The sequence below is a fragment of the Lysobacter sp. DMC104 genome, assembly GCF_056313665.1.
Genome location: NZ_JBQUZW010000010.1, coordinates 42,326 through 58,136, shown reverse-complemented (window position 1 = coordinate 58,136; position 15,811 = coordinate 42,326). Strand labels below are relative to the sequence as shown.

Sequence of the window (15,811 nt, the reverse complement as noted above, 5' to 3'; positions counted from 1 at the left end):
CCTACCGAACCTTCGACACATGTTCGCCGGGCATGGCCGGATGCGAGACTCCGGCGATGCGCCGACCCGCCGCCGCCCTGCTCTGCCTCGCCCTCGCCTCCGTGACGCATGCCGCGGAGCGCCGCGTCGAGATCGCCTTCGTCGGCGACATCATGGTCGCGGAGACGCCGGGCGAACTCATCGCCCGCGGCGTCGACCCGTTCGCGCCGACGGCCGACTGGCTCAAGCGCGCGGACCTGCGCGTGGGCAATCTCGAATGCGTGGTCGCCACCGGCGGCACCGCGCTGGACAAGCCCTACACCTTCCGCGCCGATCCGCGCACGCTGCCGGTGCTGGCGCGGCACTTCGACGGCTTCACCGTCGCGAACAACCATTCCGGCGATTTCGGTGATGCCGCGTTCGCCGAACAACTGGCGTTGATGCGCCGGGCCGGCATGCCCTGGTTCGGCGGCGGCGATGATCTCGAAGCCGCGCATCGGCCATGGATCGTCGAGCGCAACGGCCTGCGCATCGCGTTCCTCGGCTACGTCGAGTTCAAGCCGCGGTCGTTCGAGGCTGGCGTCGGCCGCCCCGGCGTCGCGTGGAGCGGCGAGGACGAGCAGGTGCTCGCGGACATCGCCGCGGCGCGCACGCAGTACCACGCCGACCTCGTGATCCCGTTCCTGCACTGGGGCTGGGAAGAGGAAGGCACGCCCAGCGCCCGCCAGCGCGCGTTCGCCCGGGCGATGCTCGACGCCGGCGCGGACATGGTCGTCGGCGCGCACCCGCACGTGACGCAGGGCGCGGACATTCACGGCGGCAAGCCGATCGTCTACAGCCTCGGCAATTTCCTGTTCAACGGCTTCGACACCGAGGCCACGCGCACCGGCTGGACGCTGGAGGCGACGCTGGACGCGCACGGCGTGGCCGCATGGCGCACGCGCGTGGTGCGGCTGGACGACGACGGCGTGCCGCATCCAGATCCCGTCGCCGAAAGCCCCTGCGGCAAACGCGGCGACACGCAACCGAGGCTGTGCCATGGGCCGTGATCGCCTGCTGCCCGCACTTGGCGCGACGCTGCTGCTCGCCTGCGCGCCGCTCGCGCATGCCGACAGCGTGCGTTGCCACATCGTCTACGGTGGCGAGGATTTCACCGTCGACGCCGCGCCCACAACCACGCCGTATCGCGTGGCGGGACAGAAGATCGGCCGCTATTTCGAATTCCGTGCGGTCTACGTGGCCGCGCCCGAACGCGACGCCGCGATCAATCTCTACGTGTCCGGCGTCGTCACCGGCGATGCGGTGCCGATCCACCAGGCCAAGCACCGGCCGCCGTTCATCGCCGGCAGCTCGCTCTACGGCTTCACCGGCCTGAATTTCGTCTACGAGCCCACCAAGGGCAGCGAACTGCAGTACTGGTGCGAGCGCTTGCCCTGAGGCATCGACGCGACGCGGGAGACACGGGACGCGACCGCAGCGCGGCCGACGCCCCGTGCGCAGCACATCAGAGGATGTTGAGCGTGTCGCTCATCGTGTTCCACGGCGAGTTGATCGACGTGCTCTGGTAGTAGAACGTGCCGCCCTGGTAACCGTCGATGTTCCAGTAGCGGGTGTAGCCGACGATCGTCTGGCCGGCGGTGCACGGCGTCAGGAAGTCGTTGCCGCAGAACGGCATCGTGTAGTAATTGGCACTGGACGGCAGGGTGCTGCCGTTGATCTTGGCGATGCCGTTGGTGCCGTAGCCGACTTCGACCGTGAGCACGCGCAGCTGGGCGCCGCCGTGGTCCTGCAGGGTGGAGAACTGGCTGGCGGGGATGGGCTCCCAGCCGATGTTCGACGAACCGACGTAGCGGACCTGGAGGTACGACAACGCCGGGGCAGGCGCGGCCGCGACGGTGGCGGCGGACATCAGGGCGACGGCGGCCAGGGCGAGCATTGCTTTCTTCATGACGATCTTCCTTGAAGTGGGTGGTTGTCGCGCGCAAGCGAACAGCACACAGCGCATTCCCTTGCGCTTGGCCCCAGCGGGGCCGGCCGGCAGCGTCGCAAGTTGCGCACGGGTCGTCAAGGCAACCGGCACGATGCCGGCCACCATTCGGCGAACGGAACGATGGAAGTGAGACGAAGCCGCCAGGTCGAGCCTTGATCGCCACGCGTCCGCTGCAGCTTCATCGCGAAGCGCGACGCCTGCGAATCGATCATCGCCAGCGAACAATCGGGCGGATGCGATTGCCGGCTTCGATGCGTCGACGTCCGGCACGGGACACGGGACGCGACCGCGGCGCGATCGACGCCCCGTGCGCGGCGCATCAGAGGATGTTGAGCGTGTCGCTCATCGTGTTGAACGGCGAGTTGATCGACGTGGTCTGGTAGGAGAACGTGCCGCCCTGATAGCCGTCGACGTTCCAGTAGCGCGAGTAGCCGACGATGGTCTGGCCGGGGCTGCACGGGGTCAGGAAGTTGTTGCCGCAGAAGGCGATGGTCTGGTAGTTCGCCGTGGACGGCAGCGTCACGCCGTTGATCTTCGCGATGCGGACGGTGCCGTAGCCGACTTCCACCGTGAGCACGCGCAGCTGGGCGCCGCCATGATCCAGCGTGGTCGAGAACTGGCTGTCGGCGATCGGCTCCCAGCCCTGGTTCGACGAACCGACGTAGCGGATCTGGACGTACGACAGCGGCGGCGCGGGCGCGGCCGCGACGGTGGCGGCGGTCATCATCGCGAGACCGGCCAGGGCCAGCATTGCGTGCTTCTTGATGGCGTGCTTCTTCATGGAAACCCTCCTTGAGTCGTGTGGATACTGCACGGGCAGACGCGTCGAACGAATCGCTCGCACCGCCGGGTCCGGGGGACCAGCGCGCAGCGTCGCAGTCCGCGCCTGCGGAGGTCATCCCGCAGATGGGGGATGCCGCGCCGCTTGCGCGCTCAGCAGATCCAGATGCCGCCCGGCAGCAGGAAAAGCGCGGTCAGCGCGGGCACGTCGAGCAGGCAGGACCACACGTAACCGATCGATGCCCAGCCGAGCGCGCGCTTCCATCGCCATTCGGGCCGTTCGTGGAACCGTTCCAGCAGCAGCAACCACTCGCCGAGCCGGACCGGCAGCAGCAGCACATAGAACCCGATCGACGCGGGGATCACCTGCAACGGCTCCGCCAGCAGCATCACGCCCATGCCCGCCACCAGACCGATGAGGGTCCTGACCAGCCCGACGCGCCAGGACGCGGCCGTCGATCCGGGATAGTGGCGCCGCAGCACGGCCGCCATCGCGGTGTAACCCGCGAACTTGATGACGCCGAAGTACAGCAGGCCCAATGCATCGCCGCCCATCGCCATGGCATGTCTCCTCCGATCGGATCGATGCGCGGAGCGTGCGCACCGGCGATCCTGCGCGACAAGCGCGGATCGCCCCGGTCGCGCGGCAGTGCCTCGCGGGTATCGCCATGGACACCCGCGATGGACGCGGCCCCGGGAATCCGTATACTCCCCCCCACTATGCCCCACAGCCCCGCCGAGAAGAAGAAAGCCCTCGCCCGCCTGCGCCGCATCCAGGGGCAGGCGGAGGCGCTGTCGCGCGCGATCGAGGCCGGCAGCGACTGCGGCGCGGTGCTGCAGCAGCTGGCGGCGATCCGCGGCGCGGTGAACGGGCTGATGGCCGAAGTCCTCGAAGGCCACCTGCGCGAGGAGTTCGGCGACGTCGCCGCCCGCAGCGCGGCGAAAGAACGCAGCGTCCAGCAGACCATCGCGCTGGTCCGTTCCTATCTGAAATGACCCAACCCCAGGAGCCCGCCATGAAATCCCGCGCCGCCGTCGCCTTCGGTCCCGGACAACCGCTCAAGATCGTCGAGATCGACGTCGCCCCGCCGCAGAAGGGCGAAGTGCTGGTGAAGATCACCCATACCGGCGTCTGCCACACCGACGCCTTCACGCTGAGCGGCGACGATCCGGAAGGCTTGTTCCCCTGCGTGCTGGGCCACGAAGGCGCGGGCGTGGTGGTCGAGGTCGGCGAAGGCGTCACCAGCGTGAAGCCCGGCGACCACGTGATCCCGCTGTACACCGCCGAGTGCGGCGAATGCCTGTTCTGCAAGAGCGGCAAGACCAACCTGTGCGTGTCGGTGCGCGCCACGCAAGGCAAGGGCGTGATGCCCGACGGCACCTCGCGCTTCTCGTACGAGGGCCAGCCGGTGTACCACTACATGGGCTGCTCGACCTTCAGCGAGTACACGGTCGTCGCCGAGGTGTCGCTCGCGAAAATCAATCCCGAAGCGAACCACGAGCACGTCTGCCTGCTCGGCTGCGGCGTGACCACCGGCATCGGTGCGGTGCACAACACCGCGAAGGTGCAGGCCGGCGACAGCGTGGCGGTGTTCGGTCTCGGCGGCATCGGGCTGGCGGTGATCCAGGGCGCGCGCCAGGCGCAGGCCGGCCGCATCATCGCCATCGACACCAATCCGTCGAAGTTCCCATTGGCGCAGCAGATGGGCGCCACCGACTGCGTCAACCCGAAGGACCACGACAAGCCGATCCAGCAGGTGATCGTCGAGATGACCGGCTGGGGCGTGGACCACAGCTTCGAGTGCATCGGCAACGTCAACGTGATGCGCGCGGCGCTGGAATGCGCCCATCGCGGCTGGGGCCAGTCGGTGATCATCGGCGTGGCCGGCGCCGGGCAGGAGATCTCGACCCGCCCGTTCCAGCTGGTGACTGGCCGGACCTGGAAGGGAACTGCGTTCGGGGGTGTGAAGGGGCGTTCGCAGTTGCCGGGGATGGTGGAACAGGCGATGCGGGGCGAGATTGACCTCGACCCGTTCGTGACCCACACCCTGCCGCTCGACCGGATCAACGAGGCTTTCGACCTGATGCACGAAGGCAAGTCGATCCGCACGGTGATCCATTACTGACCTTTCGCGGCGGGGGGCCGCGCGGCGCGCGTCCCTCCGTCGCTCCGCACGGCACCACCGGAGAGTCCGCTTGAGTCTGGAACGCATCGAACATCGCGCCTGTTTCAGCGGCTGGCAGGACGTCTACCGCCACCATTCCGACGCGCTGGAGTGCGCGATGCAGGTGGCGGTGTACCTGCCGCCGCAGGCCGAGCAGCGACGCTGCCCGGTGCTGTACTGGCTGTCGGGCCTGACCTGCACGGAACAGAACTTCATCACCAAGGCCGGCGCGCAGCGTTACGCGGCCGACCACGGCGTGATCGTGGTCGCGCCGGACACCAGCCCGCGCGGCGACGACGTGCCCGATGCCGACGGCTACGACCTCGGCAAGGGCGCGGGCTTCTACGTCGACGCCACGCAGTCGCCATGGTCGTCGCACTACCGCATGCAGCACTACATCGCGAACGAGCTGCCGGCATGGGTGGACGCGCATTTCCCGAACAACGGGGCCCGTGCCATCAGTGGGCACTCGATGGGCGGCCATGGCGCGCTGGTCACGGCGCTGCGCAATCCCGGGCGCTACCAGAGCGTGTCGGCGTTCTCGCCGATCGTGGCGCCATCGCAGGTGCCGTGGGGACAGAAGGCCTTCGCTGCGTACCTCGGCGAAGATCGCGAGGCGTGGAAGGCGTGGGATGCGTGCGAACTCGTCGCCACCGCGCAGGAACGCCTGCCGCTGCTGATCGACCAGGGCGGCGACGACGAATTCCTCGACACGCAGTTGCAGCCGCACCGGCTGCTGGAAGCCTGCGACGCGGTCGACCATCCGCTGGACCTGCGCCTGCGCCCGGGCTACGACCACAGCTACTACTTCATCGCCAGCTTCATCGGCGAGCACTTCATCTTCCACATGCGCCAGCTCAGCCGCACGCGCTGAGCTTCGCCCGCATTCGATGCCTCGGTAGAGCGGCCTTCAGGCCGCTGCTTTCCGATCGTCCGTCAAAGGCAAAAGCAGCGGCCTGAAGGCCGCTCTACCGGGCCGTGTCGGCCGGCAGGAAATCGGTGTAGGCGAAGCGGTCCTCGCGCACGATGCTTTCGCCGCGCACGACGTCGATCGGTGCGGCGAACATCGGCCCGGCATGGACCAGCGTGTGGAATTCGCCGCGCTCGCCGCAGGGATCGCAGGTCGCCGGCAGCGCGCGCAGCAGCGCGGCATCGAAATCGCGACCGCTGAACTCGCCGTCGAGCTGCGTGGTGTCGACGCAGGTCAGCGACGCGCGCAGGCCGGCGTCGAGCATCGCCTGCGCCACGCGCGCGGTGTGCCCGGGCGCGGCGTCGAAGATCGGGAAATGCGGCGTCCAGCCCAGCTCGCTGCACAGCGCTTCGCGATAGCCGCGAATGTCGGCGAGGAACAGATCGCCGAACGCGATGTCGCGCACTCCGGGCCAGCGCACCTGCGCGCGCACGAGCGCATCGGCGAACGTGGCACGGTAGATCTCGTTGCTCGCGCGCTGCGGCATCCACGCTTCGATCACCGGCAGGCCGCAGGCCTCGGCCTGCGCCTGCAGCAGCGCGCGGCGGATGCCCTGCATCGCGATGCGGTCGTAGCCTTCGGTGAGCGTGGTGACGAGACCGACCACGGTCACGTCGTCGCGCTGCCGCAGCACGTGCAGCGCCCACGCCGCGTCCTTGCCTCCGCTCCAGGACAGCAGCAGCGGGCGGGTCATGCCGAAGTGACGTCCCGCAGCTGCCAGCCGAATCCGGCGAGCAGGCGCAACCGGTGCTTCAGCACGCTGCCGGGCAGATCGGTGGTCGCGACCAGATCGAGATGCAGATCCTTCTGCGCGCCAGTGACGACGGCGTCGGGATCGGTGACGCCGAGCCCGGCATCGACATCATCCGGATCGCCCAACGTCGCGGCCCAGCGCCGGAACAGATCGTCGCCGCGCAGCGCGGCCTGCAACTCGGCGGCGATGCCCTCGGCGCCACGCGCGCGGAACGCGAACTCACCGGCGGACGCGAGCGCGCCGACATCGGGAATGCTCAGGTAGTAACGATTGCGCATGCGGGCCCGCTCCCGTGAGAGAGGGCCAGCATAACGCAGCGATCGCGACGACCGCCGTGAGGATCGCCGCGACCGTGCATCACGCAGTGAAGACGTGCGGCTCCGATGCGAAACCCACGACCAGCGAACCCTTGCCGACGTTCACCATGCCGGTGAGGCTCATCACGCTCTCGTAGACTTCCACGCCCGCATCGCGGCAGGCGTCGATCAGCGAGGCGTAACCGGGCAGCACGCGCATCTCCTCGAGATCGCCGCCGTAGCTCAGGCAGACCGTCGGCGCCATCAGCCCCGCGCGCACGCGCTCGACCGTGAACCCGAACAGCCGCCGCACCGCCGCGTCCCAACTGCGGATCTTCGCGACCGGTTCGGTCTCGCCACGGTTGCAATGCAGCACCGGCTTGATGTCGAGCGCGGACCCCAGCGTGGCACTGAACAGGCTGACGCTCTTGTCGCCCTTGGCGCGGGTGCGCGAGCGCAGGTACATCAGGTCGCGCGGCACCATGTACGCGTGCGTGTGGATGGCGAGATGATCCAGGCGCGCGCGGATCTTCGCCACGCCCTCGCCTTCGCGGATCATCCGCATCGCCTCCACCGCGGTCACGCCCTGGCCGGCGAACAGCGACTGCGTGTCGATCACGCGCAGCGCGAACGGCGACGTGTGCCCGGCGGCGGTCCGCATCGGCTTGTAGTCGTTGAGGATGACGAAACTCGCCTGCACCGCGTTGTCGTGGATCGGACTGCGGTTGCGGGTGACGGTGAGGCAGAAGACGTAGTCGTAATCGATGACCAGTTTCTGCAGGAACACGTCGCGGATCTGCTCCACCGAGAACGGCATGGTCTCGGCTTCCGCGCCGCGCTCGGCGACGTGGGAATGCAGGAACTCGAGCGTGGCTTGCTCATTGCGGTGGTCGGCGAGCACCGCGTCCCCGATCTTGACCGTGATCGGGAGGATTTCGACGTGATTCCGTTCGATGAAGCTCCGTGGCAGGTCACATGCCGAATCAACGACAAGACCGATGCGCATGATGGCGGCTTCCGGAGGGGGCGCGACGATAACAGCGAGGCAGGCAGGCATCGTGCGATCCCCGTCATGGAACGGAATCGCGACGACGCTCTTCCCCACAACGCACTCGGCGATGCCGAGCGGCCGCCCCTGTTCAGCCGCGCTGCACCCCGACGGGCAGTCCGGCGACCCTGCGCATTTCGGCCTCGTCCAGCAGGGCCGGCTCATGCAGGACCGCGACTGCGAACGCATGGGCATCATTGCCCCAGAACAGGGCGTTGCCAAGTGCCAGCGTGGGCACACCGAAGACGCCGGACGTGACGGCGATCTCGGTACAGTGGCGCAGCATCGCCTTGACCTCCGCCGCGTCGGCGATGCCGGCGGGCAGGCCCAGCGCCTCGCGCACGGGCTCCAGCGCTTCGGCGCTGTCGGCCGCGTTGCCCTGCACCCAGATCCAGTCGAACAGCGCATCGATCGATGCCGTCGATGCGCCTGCTGCGATGCACAACCGCAGCGCGGGCAGCGGGTTGAACGGATGCCGCGGCGGGAAGCGCAGCGGCACGCCGGCCTCGCGCGCCTGCCACAGCACGTGGCGATAGGTGAATTCGCGCTTGGTCGGGATCTCCGCGGGTCCCTTCTGACCGCGCGCGTCGAGCACCGCCGCCAGCAGGATCGGCACCGGCACAATCGCATGCTCGGCCATCAGTGCGCGCACCTTCGGCCACTGCAGGTACGCGAACGGCGAGATGAAATCGAAGTACCAGCGATTGGCGTCGGTCATGGCGTTTTCCGAATTGGGAGGCAAGCCGGCTCAGCAGCCGGTGGTGCGCTGCGCGGCGACGGCATGCACCAGTTCGCCGTCACCGGCGGCGCCGGAGAGGAACAGCGTCGGCGCCGAGACGTTGTAATGATCGATGACGTCGTACAGCAGGTCGAGCGCGCCGTCGCCGTCGAGATCGCCGGCGAACAGCAGCGACGGCGAGGCCTCGTCGCCGAGCAGGAGGCTGCCGTCCTGCTCGCGCGTGCCGGCCATCCCGGCGAGCGTCTGGCGGCGGTCACCTTGCGCAAGCTCGATCGTGCAGCGATAGCCGTCGGTGATCGCCGCGGCGGGCGTGCACCGGGTCGTCAGCGTGTACTCGCGGTCGCCGAGCCGCAGCCGCGACCCGCCCAGGCCGTCCACGACGGGCAGTTCGGTCGCGATCGCCCGGGCCACCGCGCGCGCGCGCAGGCCCGGGCCGCGGACGTAGGCGACGACCGCACCCGGCCCCGCGACGCTCTCGACGATCCGACCGGTGGCTGGACCGTCGTCGGCGTCGAGCACGGCATCGTGCGTCGGCTTCACCCGAACGCGCACGGCGCGCAGGTGGGCGCCGCCGCCGTCCGCGACCAGCGCCAGCCAGCGCTCGCCGTCGCGGGCGACGGTTTCGTCGCCGTGGAACTGCCCCGGCAATTGCAGCGCAGGGGCGGCGGCGAGCGCGGCGGCGAGCGCGAGGCCCAGCACGGTCGTCACTCCGCGCCGGCCGGATAGGCGCGCGGCAGGTCGCCGGGCGCGTGCAGGTAGCGGTCGCGCAGTTCGGTCTGGCGGCTGGTCATCGGGATGGCGCGGCCGTCGAACCACGTCTGCACCGCGGTGGTGCTGACTTCCAGCGGATCGCCGGTCCACAGCACCAAGTCGGCGCGCTTGCCGACCGCGATCGTGCCCAGGCGGTCGCCCACGCCGAAGGTCTCGGCCGGGATGCGGGTCAGGCCTTCCAGCGCGGCTTCCCACGGCAGGCCGTTGGCGACGGCGTTGCCGGCTGCCTGGCGGATCTTGCGGGCGTAGTGCGACGGGTCGTCGAAGCGGCTGAAGCTCACCGGCACGCCGGCAGCCTGCAGGCGCGCGGCGTTCTCCAGCGTGGCGCCGATCTGGTCGAAGTCGGCCGGCAGGTCCGCCAGCGGATCGAGGAACACCGGCACCTTCGCCGACGCCAGCAGCGGCGCGACCTTCCACGCCTCGACGCCGCCGAGCACGGCGATGCGCACGTTCTGGCGCTGCGACCAGCGCACCAGCTGGCGGATGTCGGCGGCGCGATGCACCGCCACCACCACGCGGCCGCCGCCGTCGAGATAGCGCGCCAGCGTGCGCCGGCCGGCCGGCGTGAGCAGCGCACTGTTGGCATCGGGCCCGATGCGGCCGCGGGCCTCGTCGACCAGCTGGTCGAGGATCATCCACTGCGCCGCGCGCGAGTTGCCGGTCAGTCCGGCGCCCTCGCTGCCCAATTGCAGGAACAGCGCACGCGGACCGATCGGGTCCGGGCTGCCATCCAGGCGGACCATGCCGCCCTGGCCACCGACGATCGACCCGCCGCGCACGCTGTCGGCGCGCAGCATCGTGAAGCCGATGCCTTCCACCCGCGCGACCGGGACGAGGATCGAGTCCGGGTTGTAGGCCAGGGTCACGTCGAACTCCGGCCGCACCGTCATGTCCTTGCCACCCAGCGCGAGCGCGTGGTCGTTGGTGTCGTCGCCGAGCGAGATTTCCTCCAGCCCCATCGCGGAGATGCCGCCGAACAGCGCCGGCGTCAGCGGACGGCCGCCGGCTTCGACCACCGGCACGCCGGGCGCGGACAGGTCCTTGCCGATCGCGGCGATGTTGCCATTGCGCACCAGTACGTCGGCGTGGTCGAGCGTGCCTTGCGCGCCGGCGGTGTAGACCTTGGCGTCGTGGATCAGGAAAGCCTGCCCCGGACTTGATCCGGGGTTTTGCGCGAACGTCGGCGCCACCAGCAGCGACAGGCCCAGCGCCAGCAGAGAGCGGCGCAGCGAAGAGTGCGTGGCGTGACGGCGGCTCATCGCACACCTCCCTGCACGCTCTGGCCCAGCATGAAGTCGGACTTCGGCTGCCGCGACGGGTCGTGGCGGTCGTACACGCGGGCGCCGTCGACATAGACCTGCTCGGCCTTGGCATACACGCTGAACGGCGTGCCGTTCCACACCACCACGTCGGCCATCTTGCCCGGCTCCAGCGTGCCGGTCCGGTCGAGGATGCCCAGCGCCTTCGCCGGGTTCGCGGTGATCCAGCGCACTGCGCGTTCGGGTGGAATCGGGATGCCGATGCGCGCGCCCTGCGCCATCACCTTCGCGGCTTCCTGATTGAGGCGCTGGATACCTTCCTCCGAATCCGAATGCACGATCGCGCAGCCGTTCTTCACCCGGTCGACCATGAGGATGTTCTCCTGGATGCCGTCGAACGATTCCATCTTGAAGCCCCACCAGTCGGCCCACAGCGCGCCGCAGATGTTCTCGGCGGCGAGGCGGTCGGCGATCTTGTAGGCCTCGGCGCCGTGGTGGAACGCGCTGATCCTGAAGCCGAATTCCTTCGCGAGGTCGATCATCGTCGCCATTTCGTCGGCGCGGTAGCAGTGGATGTGCACCAGGATGTCGCCGTTGATCGCGCCGGCCAGCGTGTCCATCTTCAGGTCGCGCTTGCCGCCGCTGTCATTGCTGCTGTCGCGGCCGTCGGTCGACGCCGTGCGGCCCTGCCACCAGTGCCGCTTCTGCGGCTGCGGTGCCGGCGCGGATTTCGGCCGGTTCTTGCGCAGGTATTCGCTGGCGTCGATGAACGCCGCACGGTAGCCGGCCACGTTGGCCATGCGCGTGGACGGACCGCCGCGCTCGCCGTAGACGCGCTTGGGGTTCTCGCCGCAGGCCATCTTCAGGCCCCACGGCGCGCCGGGGAACTTCATGCCCTGGTAGGTCGTGGACGGCACGTTCTTGAGCGTGACGCCGCGGCCGCCGATCAGGTTCGCCGAGCCCGGCAGGACCTGCATCGCGGTCACGCCGCCGGCCATCGCGGTGAGGAAGCCCGGGTCCTGCGGCCAGATCGAATGCTCGGCCCACACGTTCGGCGTGGTCGGCGACGTCGCCTCGTTGCCGTCGGAATGCGCCTTCACCCCGGGGCTGGGATACACGCCCAGGTGCGAGTGGACGTCGATCAGGCCCGGCGTCACCCACTTGCCGCGACCGTCGACGCGGATGGCGTCGGCCGGGGCCTCCAGCTGCGGCCCGACGGCGACGATCCTGCCGTCCTGCATCAGCACGTCGGCGCCGTCCAGGCGCGTGCCCGTGCCGGTGAGCACGGTCGCGCCCTGGATCAGCACCGGCGGCGACGGCAGCCGATGGTAGGTACTCGGATACGGGTCCTGCACGAAGCGGGACACCGGCCTGACGGCAGCACCGTCGGCGGCATGAGCCGGCGCCAGCGCGAGCGCCGGCAGCACGGTCGCCGCGAGCGCGGCGAGGAAGGTTCGGAACTGCATGCGGAAGCGCCCCCGGGCGTGCGGACTGACGGACCGGCCCACCCTAGCCGGCACGCCCCGGGCTGCCAACCATGACCAAGGTCATGGTGCGTGACACAATGGGGTCCGCCCTTCCCGACCGACGCCCGTGCCCGCCTCCCGCGGTGCGCGCGGATGGCGGGCAGGCGCATTCGCACGACGCATCGCATCACCGGAGAAGAACAAGAATGAAGACCAAGCAAGACATCGTCGAGAACTGGCTGCCACGCTACACCGGCGTTCCGCTGGACGGCTTCGGCCAGCACATCCTGCTCACCAATTTCGGCGGCTACCTCGACCTGTTCGCACGCATGACCGGCGCCGAAGTCGTCGGCCGCGACCGCCCGATGCCCAGCGCCACCGCCGACGGCATCACCATGATCAACTTCGGCATGGGCAGCCCCAACGCCGCCACCCTGATGGACCTCCTGTCCGCCGTGTCGCCCGACGCCGTGCTGTTCCTCGGCAAGTGCGGCGGCCTCAAGCGCAAGAACCAGCTGGGCGACCTGATCCTGCCCATCGCCGCGATCCGCGGCGACGGCACCAGCAACGACTACCTGCCGCCGGAAGTGCCCGCGCTGCCCGCGTTCGCCCTGCAGCGCGCGGTGTCGACCATGATCCGCGACCTCGACCACGACTACTGGACCGGCACCGTCTACACCACCAACCGCCGCGTCTGGGAACACGACGACGCCTTCAAGGACCGCCTGCGCGCGATGCGCTGCATGGCGATCGACATGGAGACCGCCACCGTCTTCGCCGCCGGCTTCGCCAACCGCATCCCCTGCGGCGCGCTGCTGCTGGTCAGCGACCAGCCGATGATCCCCGAAGGCGTGAAGACCGAAGCCAGCGACGCCAAGGTCAGCGCCGAATACGTCGAACGCCACATCACCATCGGCATCGAAGCGCTGAAGCTGATCCGCCGGCACGGCAAGTCGGTGCGGCATCTGCGGTTCGACGAGTGAGTAGGGCGGGCCCTGGCCCGCCATTGCGACGCGACCGTCCCGTCGCACAATGATCGAAGCCGCTTCGATCATCGTTCCGGTATCGGAAAGGTCGAAATGGTGGGCCAGGGCCCACCCTACGACGTCATCTCGGGAGGCACGGCATGATCGACATCGTGGAATTCTGGCGAAACGCCGGCCCGTCGAAATGGTTCGCGAAGGACGCCTCGTTCGACGACGCATTGCGCGACCGGTTCCTCGACGCGCATTTCGCCGCCGCGCGTCGCGAGCACGAGGCGCTGCTCGACGACGCCGACGGCGCACTTGTGCTGGTGCTGCTGCTCGACCAGGTGCCGCGCAACGTGTTCCGCGACAGCGGACACGCGTTCGCCACCGACCCGCTGGCTCGCGCGTACGCGACGCATGCGATCGACGCGGGCCACGACCATCGCGTCGATCCCGCGCTGCGCGTGTTCTTCTACCTGCCGTTCGAGCATGCCGAAGACCTCGCCGACCAGGATCGCTGCGTCGCGCTGTGCGAAGCGATGGGCGACGCGAACTACCTCAAGTACGCCGAAGCCCACCGCGACGTGATCCGCCGCTTCGGCCGCTTCCCGCACCGCAACCGCGCGCTGGGCCGCATCAGCACACTGGAGGAACAGGCGTGGCTGGACGCGGGCGGCGGGTTCTGAGCGTTTCTGTCATCCCGGGCGCAGCGAGGGATGACCGCGGAACGACGTCGATCAGCGGGCAGAACGCAGGAGCACCGAGGGCAGCCGATGGCTGCCCTCGGTGCTCCTGATCGATGCACGTCGCGATGCAATACGGCACGACTTCGATCTTCTTCAGCGATCGCGCGGACGCGCCGCGATCAGAACTGGTGCGGATGATGCGGTGTCTGGCCCTGGGTCTGCCCTTGCGTCTGGCCCTGCGACATCGTCGGCGACGGCTGCAGCGCCATCGCGAGCGACTGGGTGTTGCGCTCGACGGTCTGCGACACGCCTTCGCCGTTGCCCAGCCACGCGAACTTGCCGTGGATCGGATCGCCGCTGCCGACGAAGACCGACGTGCCGTCCTTGCTCCAGCTCACGGTGTCGACCGCGGGCAGTTTGTGATGCGCCGCCATGACCATGAGCGCGGACGCCATGCGCTCGCGTTCGTCCGGCGTCTTGAAGATCTGGTTGTTCGGGTCGAGCTTGCCGATCTCGCCGACCATCCACTTGAAGGCCTGGTTGTGCGGGTGGCCCGATTCGTTGAGCAGCGGCGCGCGGGTGGACGGGTCCTGCGGCGGCGGCGTGCTGGTCTGCGGCTGCGGATTGCGCTCCTTCAGCCAGTACTGCTCCATCTGGAAGCGCTGGATGTCGCGCAGTTCGCCCATCACCTCGCTGACCCGCTGCTTGGTGTTCTTGTCCAGCCCGCCGTCCTCGACGATGAACTTCTTGAATTCGCCGGGGATCTCCTTGTCGACCTTGTCGCGGTAGAAGCCGTCCGGCATCAGCTCCCATTCGTGCGAACTGTTGGCGCTGCGGCTGACCAGGCGCAGGTTGCTGGTGTCGTTGTAGGCATCAAGCGCATCGGCCTTGCTGAACCCGTTCGGCGAGATCTCGTGCATCTTCTTGAGGACCTGCTCGAACGGGATGGCATGGTCGATGTCGAGCGCGTCGCGGGTCACCAGCTGGCCGGTGGCCGCACACTTGAAGAGCGGCACGGTGGACACGCCACTGCCATCCGGGTTCTTCAGCTGCACCGTGGTGGCGAAGTTCTTTTCCAGTTCGGAGTTGTACCACTTCTCCATCACGCGCTTGTCGAAGGACAGGTCGGAGCGGGTGTGCTCATCCGTCCACGACTGTCCGGTCGTGGTCTTGGTACGTCGCGCGTTGTCCTTTTCCGGATCGAACGACTCGTGCTGCACGGTGTGGTCGAAGTTGAAACGACTGTTGACCCACTGCTGCCATTTCTCCGACTGCGGCCCGTCCGTCGAGAGGATCTTGTCGGCGCTGTCGCGCGACCGGTTGTAGACCGACGGCAGCATGCGCAGGTTGGACACGTCGTTGTAGCCCTTCATCGCATCGGCCATGTTGTCGACGCCGAGCGATTGCAGGTGCGGCTTCCACTGCGTGGCGTGGTCGATGTCCAGCGCGTCGTTGGTGTGCCAGGTCTTGGTGACGCCGCTGTAGTACAGCATGCCGTGCCAGCCCTTGCCGTCGCTGACATGCTCCGGGGACATGTGCTTCGCCGCCCAGTCGTTGCGCATGTACTGGATGGTCGATTCGTAGAAGCTCAGGTCGCCGCGTCCCTTGTGCTGGTTCCACGACGTGTCCTGCAGGCGGCTGCCGTGTTCGGTCGGCCGCTCGTGCTCCCAGTAGGCGAGCTTGACCTTCTTGCCGCTGCCGAGCTCTTCCTCGACGAGGCGGTTGCCGGACTGCGTGCTCTGGCTGGTGTCCTGTTTCATGGGGTTCCCTCCTTCCGTCGGTGGCGGTCATGGCCCGGCAGCGTCCCGGCCATGCGGCGCAATCCTCCGCGCCGGGTCGTTCATGCCTGGCGCGGGGCGGCCCGTGGCCGCCCCGGCGTTGTCGTTCGATGTACATCGCAACGTGAAATGCGGCGACGTCGGGCCAGGACGGGCCCGGGC

General features: G+C 68.7%; 18 protein-coding genes. 7 read left to right on the top strand and 11 right to left on the bottom strand.

Annotated features, from left to right (window positions below; genetic code table 11):
* Window positions 1–56 precede the first annotated feature (56 nt).
* On the top strand, window positions 57–1,028 hold the full coding sequence (locus tag ACT53R_RS13535; protein WP_476172418.1) for a CapA family protein: 972 nt from the start codon (window positions 57–59) through the stop codon (window positions 1,026–1,028).
* The gene (locus ACT53R_RS13530; protein WP_476172417.1) at window positions 1,018–1,416 is read left to right on the top strand and encodes a hypothetical protein; all 399 of its coding nucleotides are present in this window, start codon (window positions 1,018–1,020) and stop codon (window positions 1,414–1,416) included. The genes ACT53R_RS13535 and ACT53R_RS13530 overlap by 11 nt, the downstream gene beginning before the upstream one ends.
* A gap of 67 nt (window positions 1,417–1,483) precedes the next feature.
* Here the strand turns inward: ACT53R_RS13530 and ACT53R_RS13525 are convergent, their stop codons facing one another.
* The 3 genes from ACT53R_RS13525 to ACT53R_RS13515 all read right to left on the bottom strand — a co-directional run bounded on the left by ACT53R_RS13525 (window position 1,484) and on the right by ACT53R_RS13515 (window position 3,310).
* Complete coding sequence (locus tag ACT53R_RS13525; RefSeq protein ID WP_476172416.1) at window positions 1,484–1,927, bottom strand: DUF4879 domain-containing protein; 444 nt, start codon at window positions 1,925–1,927, stop codon at window positions 1,484–1,486.
* 361 nt (window positions 1,928–2,288) lie between these two features.
* Window positions 2,289–2,750: a DUF4879 domain-containing protein gene (locus tag ACT53R_RS13520; protein WP_476172415.1), complete on the bottom strand. Its 462-nt coding sequence runs from the start codon at window positions 2,748–2,750 to the stop codon at window positions 2,289–2,291.
* A 152-nt stretch (window positions 2,751–2,902) separates the two neighbouring features.
* Complete coding sequence (locus ACT53R_RS13515; protein WP_476172414.1) at window positions 2,903–3,310, bottom strand: hypothetical protein; 408 nt, start codon at window positions 3,308–3,310, stop codon at window positions 2,903–2,905.
* A 159-nt stretch (window positions 3,311–3,469) separates the two neighbouring features.
* On the opposite strand from ACT53R_RS13515, the gene frmR reads away from it, so the two are divergent.
* The 3 genes from frmR to fghA all read left to right on the top strand — a co-directional run bounded on the left by frmR (window position 3,470) and on the right by fghA (window position 5,788).
* Window positions 3,470–3,745 (top strand): formaldehyde-responsive transcriptional repressor FrmR, encoded by a 276-nt coding sequence (gene frmR, locus ACT53R_RS13510; protein ID WP_476172413.1) that lies wholly within the window; start codon window positions 3,470–3,472, stop codon window positions 3,743–3,745.
* A gap of 20 nt (window positions 3,746–3,765) precedes the next feature.
* Window positions 3,766–4,875, top strand: a complete 1,110-nt coding sequence (locus ACT53R_RS13505) for an S-(hydroxymethyl)glutathione dehydrogenase/class III alcohol dehydrogenase (protein ID WP_476172412.1) — start codon at window positions 3,766–3,768, stop codon at window positions 4,873–4,875.
* 76 nt (window positions 4,876–4,951) lie between these two features.
* Complete coding sequence (fghA, locus tag ACT53R_RS13500; protein WP_476172544.1) at window positions 4,952–5,788, top strand: S-formylglutathione hydrolase; 837 nt, start codon at window positions 4,952–4,954, stop codon at window positions 5,786–5,788.
* A 94-nt stretch (window positions 5,789–5,882) separates the two neighbouring features.
* Here the strand turns inward: fghA and ACT53R_RS13495 are convergent, their stop codons facing one another.
* From ACT53R_RS13495 to ACT53R_RS13465, 7 genes are all read right to left on the bottom strand, one after another.
* Entirely contained in the window at window positions 5,883–6,578 is a 696-nt protein-coding gene (locus tag ACT53R_RS13495) for a Dph6-related ATP pyrophosphatase (protein WP_476172411.1), read from the bottom strand.
* Window positions 6,575–6,916, bottom strand: a complete 342-nt coding sequence (locus ACT53R_RS13490; RefSeq protein ID WP_476172410.1) for a hypothetical protein — start codon at window positions 6,914–6,916, stop codon at window positions 6,575–6,577. Before ACT53R_RS13490 ends, ACT53R_RS13495 begins: the two co-directional genes overlap by 4 nt.
* A gap of 79 nt (window positions 6,917–6,995) precedes the next feature.
* The gene (locus ACT53R_RS13485) at window positions 6,996–7,940 is read right to left on the bottom strand and encodes a DegV family protein (RefSeq protein WP_476172409.1); all 945 of its coding nucleotides are present in this window, start codon (window positions 7,938–7,940) and stop codon (window positions 6,996–6,998) included.
* A 133-nt stretch (window positions 7,941–8,073) separates the two neighbouring features.
* Window positions 8,074–8,700: a DsbA family protein gene (locus ACT53R_RS13480; RefSeq protein WP_476172408.1), complete on the bottom strand. Its 627-nt coding sequence runs from the start codon at window positions 8,698–8,700 to the stop codon at window positions 8,074–8,076.
* A 30-nt stretch (window positions 8,701–8,730) separates the two neighbouring features.
* Window positions 8,731–9,420 (bottom strand): hypothetical protein, encoded by a 690-nt coding sequence (locus tag ACT53R_RS13475; protein WP_476172407.1) that lies wholly within the window; start codon window positions 9,418–9,420, stop codon window positions 8,731–8,733.
* A 5-nt stretch (window positions 9,421–9,425) separates the two neighbouring features.
* Window positions 9,426–10,751 carry an amidohydrolase family protein gene (locus ACT53R_RS13470; RefSeq protein ID WP_476172406.1) on the bottom strand — a complete coding sequence of 442 codons (1,326 nt, stop codon included), beginning with the start codon at window positions 10,749–10,751 and terminating at the stop codon, window positions 9,426–9,428.
* Window positions 10,748–12,217 (bottom strand): amidohydrolase, encoded by a 1,470-nt coding sequence (locus tag ACT53R_RS13465; protein ID WP_476172405.1) that lies wholly within the window; start codon window positions 12,215–12,217, stop codon window positions 10,748–10,750. The genes ACT53R_RS13470 and ACT53R_RS13465 overlap by 4 nt, the downstream gene beginning before the upstream one ends.
* Before the next feature lie 206 nt (window positions 12,218–12,423).
* Between ACT53R_RS13465 and ACT53R_RS13460 the strand changes: the two genes are divergently transcribed.
* Together ACT53R_RS13460 and ACT53R_RS13455 are read left to right on the top strand one after the other, a co-directional pair.
* A complete protein-coding gene (locus ACT53R_RS13460) occupies window positions 12,424–13,200 on the top strand; it encodes an AMP nucleosidase (RefSeq protein WP_476172404.1) in 777 nt (258 codons plus the stop codon).
* A 143-nt stretch (window positions 13,201–13,343) separates the two neighbouring features.
* Entirely contained in the window at window positions 13,344–13,871 is a 528-nt protein-coding gene (locus tag ACT53R_RS13455) for a DUF924 family protein (RefSeq protein ID WP_476172403.1), read from the top strand.
* A 179-nt stretch (window positions 13,872–14,050) separates the two neighbouring features.
* Here ACT53R_RS13455 and ACT53R_RS13450 read toward each other — a convergent pair whose 3' ends face one another.
* Window positions 14,051–15,631 carry an XVIPCD domain-containing protein gene (locus ACT53R_RS13450; RefSeq protein ID WP_476172402.1) on the bottom strand — a complete coding sequence of 527 codons (1,581 nt, stop codon included), beginning with the start codon at window positions 15,629–15,631 and terminating at the stop codon, window positions 14,051–14,053.
* Between the last annotated feature and the right edge of the window lie 180 nt (window positions 15,632–15,811).

Excerpts from the sequence above, each read along its gene's own strand:
- ACT53R_RS13535 (WP_476172418.1), top strand. The coding sequence starts at position 57 with ATGCGCCGACCCGCCGCCGCCCTGCTCTGCCTCGCCCTCGCCTCCGTG.
- ACT53R_RS13530 (WP_476172417.1), top strand. The coding sequence starts at position 1,018 with ATGGGCCGTGATCGCCTGCTGCCCGCACTTGGCGCGACGCTGCTGCTC.
- ACT53R_RS13525 (WP_476172416.1), bottom strand. The coding sequence starts at position 1,927 with ATGAAGAAAGCAATGCTCGCCCTGGCCGCCGTCGCCCTGATGTCCGCC.
- ACT53R_RS13520 (WP_476172415.1), bottom strand. The coding sequence starts at position 2,750 with ATGAAGAAGCACGCCATCAAGAAGCACGCAATGCTGGCCCTGGCCGGT.
- ACT53R_RS13515 (WP_476172414.1), bottom strand. The coding sequence starts at position 3,310 with ATGGCGATGGGCGGCGATGCATTGGGCCTGCTGTACTTCGGCGTCATC.
- frmR (WP_476172413.1), top strand. The coding sequence starts at position 3,470 with ATGCCCCACAGCCCCGCCGAGAAGAAGAAAGCCCTCGCCCGCCTGCGC.
- ACT53R_RS13505 (WP_476172412.1), top strand. The coding sequence starts at position 3,766 with ATGAAATCCCGCGCCGCCGTCGCCTTCGGTCCCGGACAACCGCTCAAG.
- ACT53R_RS13495 (WP_476172411.1), bottom strand. The coding sequence starts at position 6,578 with ATGACCCGCCCGCTGCTGCTGTCCTGGAGCGGAGGCAAGGACGCGGCG.
- ACT53R_RS13490 (WP_476172410.1), bottom strand. The coding sequence starts at position 6,916 with ATGCGCAATCGTTACTACCTGAGCATTCCCGATGTCGGCGCGCTCGCG.
- ACT53R_RS13485 (WP_476172409.1), bottom strand. The coding sequence starts at position 7,940 with ATGCGCATCGGTCTTGTCGTTGATTCGGCATGTGACCTGCCACGGAGC.
- ACT53R_RS13480 (WP_476172408.1), bottom strand. The coding sequence starts at position 8,700 with ATGACCGACGCCAATCGCTGGTACTTCGATTTCATCTCGCCGTTCGCG.
- ACT53R_RS13470 (WP_476172406.1), bottom strand. The coding sequence starts at position 10,751 with ATGAGCCGCCGTCACGCCACGCACTCTTCGCTGCGCCGCTCTCTGCTG.
- ACT53R_RS13465 (WP_476172405.1), bottom strand. The coding sequence starts at position 12,217 with ATGCAGTTCCGAACCTTCCTCGCCGCGCTCGCGGCGACCGTGCTGCCG.
- ACT53R_RS13460 (WP_476172404.1), top strand. The coding sequence starts at position 12,424 with ATGAAGACCAAGCAAGACATCGTCGAGAACTGGCTGCCACGCTACACC.
- ACT53R_RS13455 (WP_476172403.1), top strand. The coding sequence starts at position 13,344 with ATGATCGACATCGTGGAATTCTGGCGAAACGCCGGCCCGTCGAAATGG.
- ACT53R_RS13450 (WP_476172402.1), bottom strand. The coding sequence starts at position 15,631 with ATGAAACAGGACACCAGCCAGAGCACGCAGTCCGGCAACCGCCTCGTC.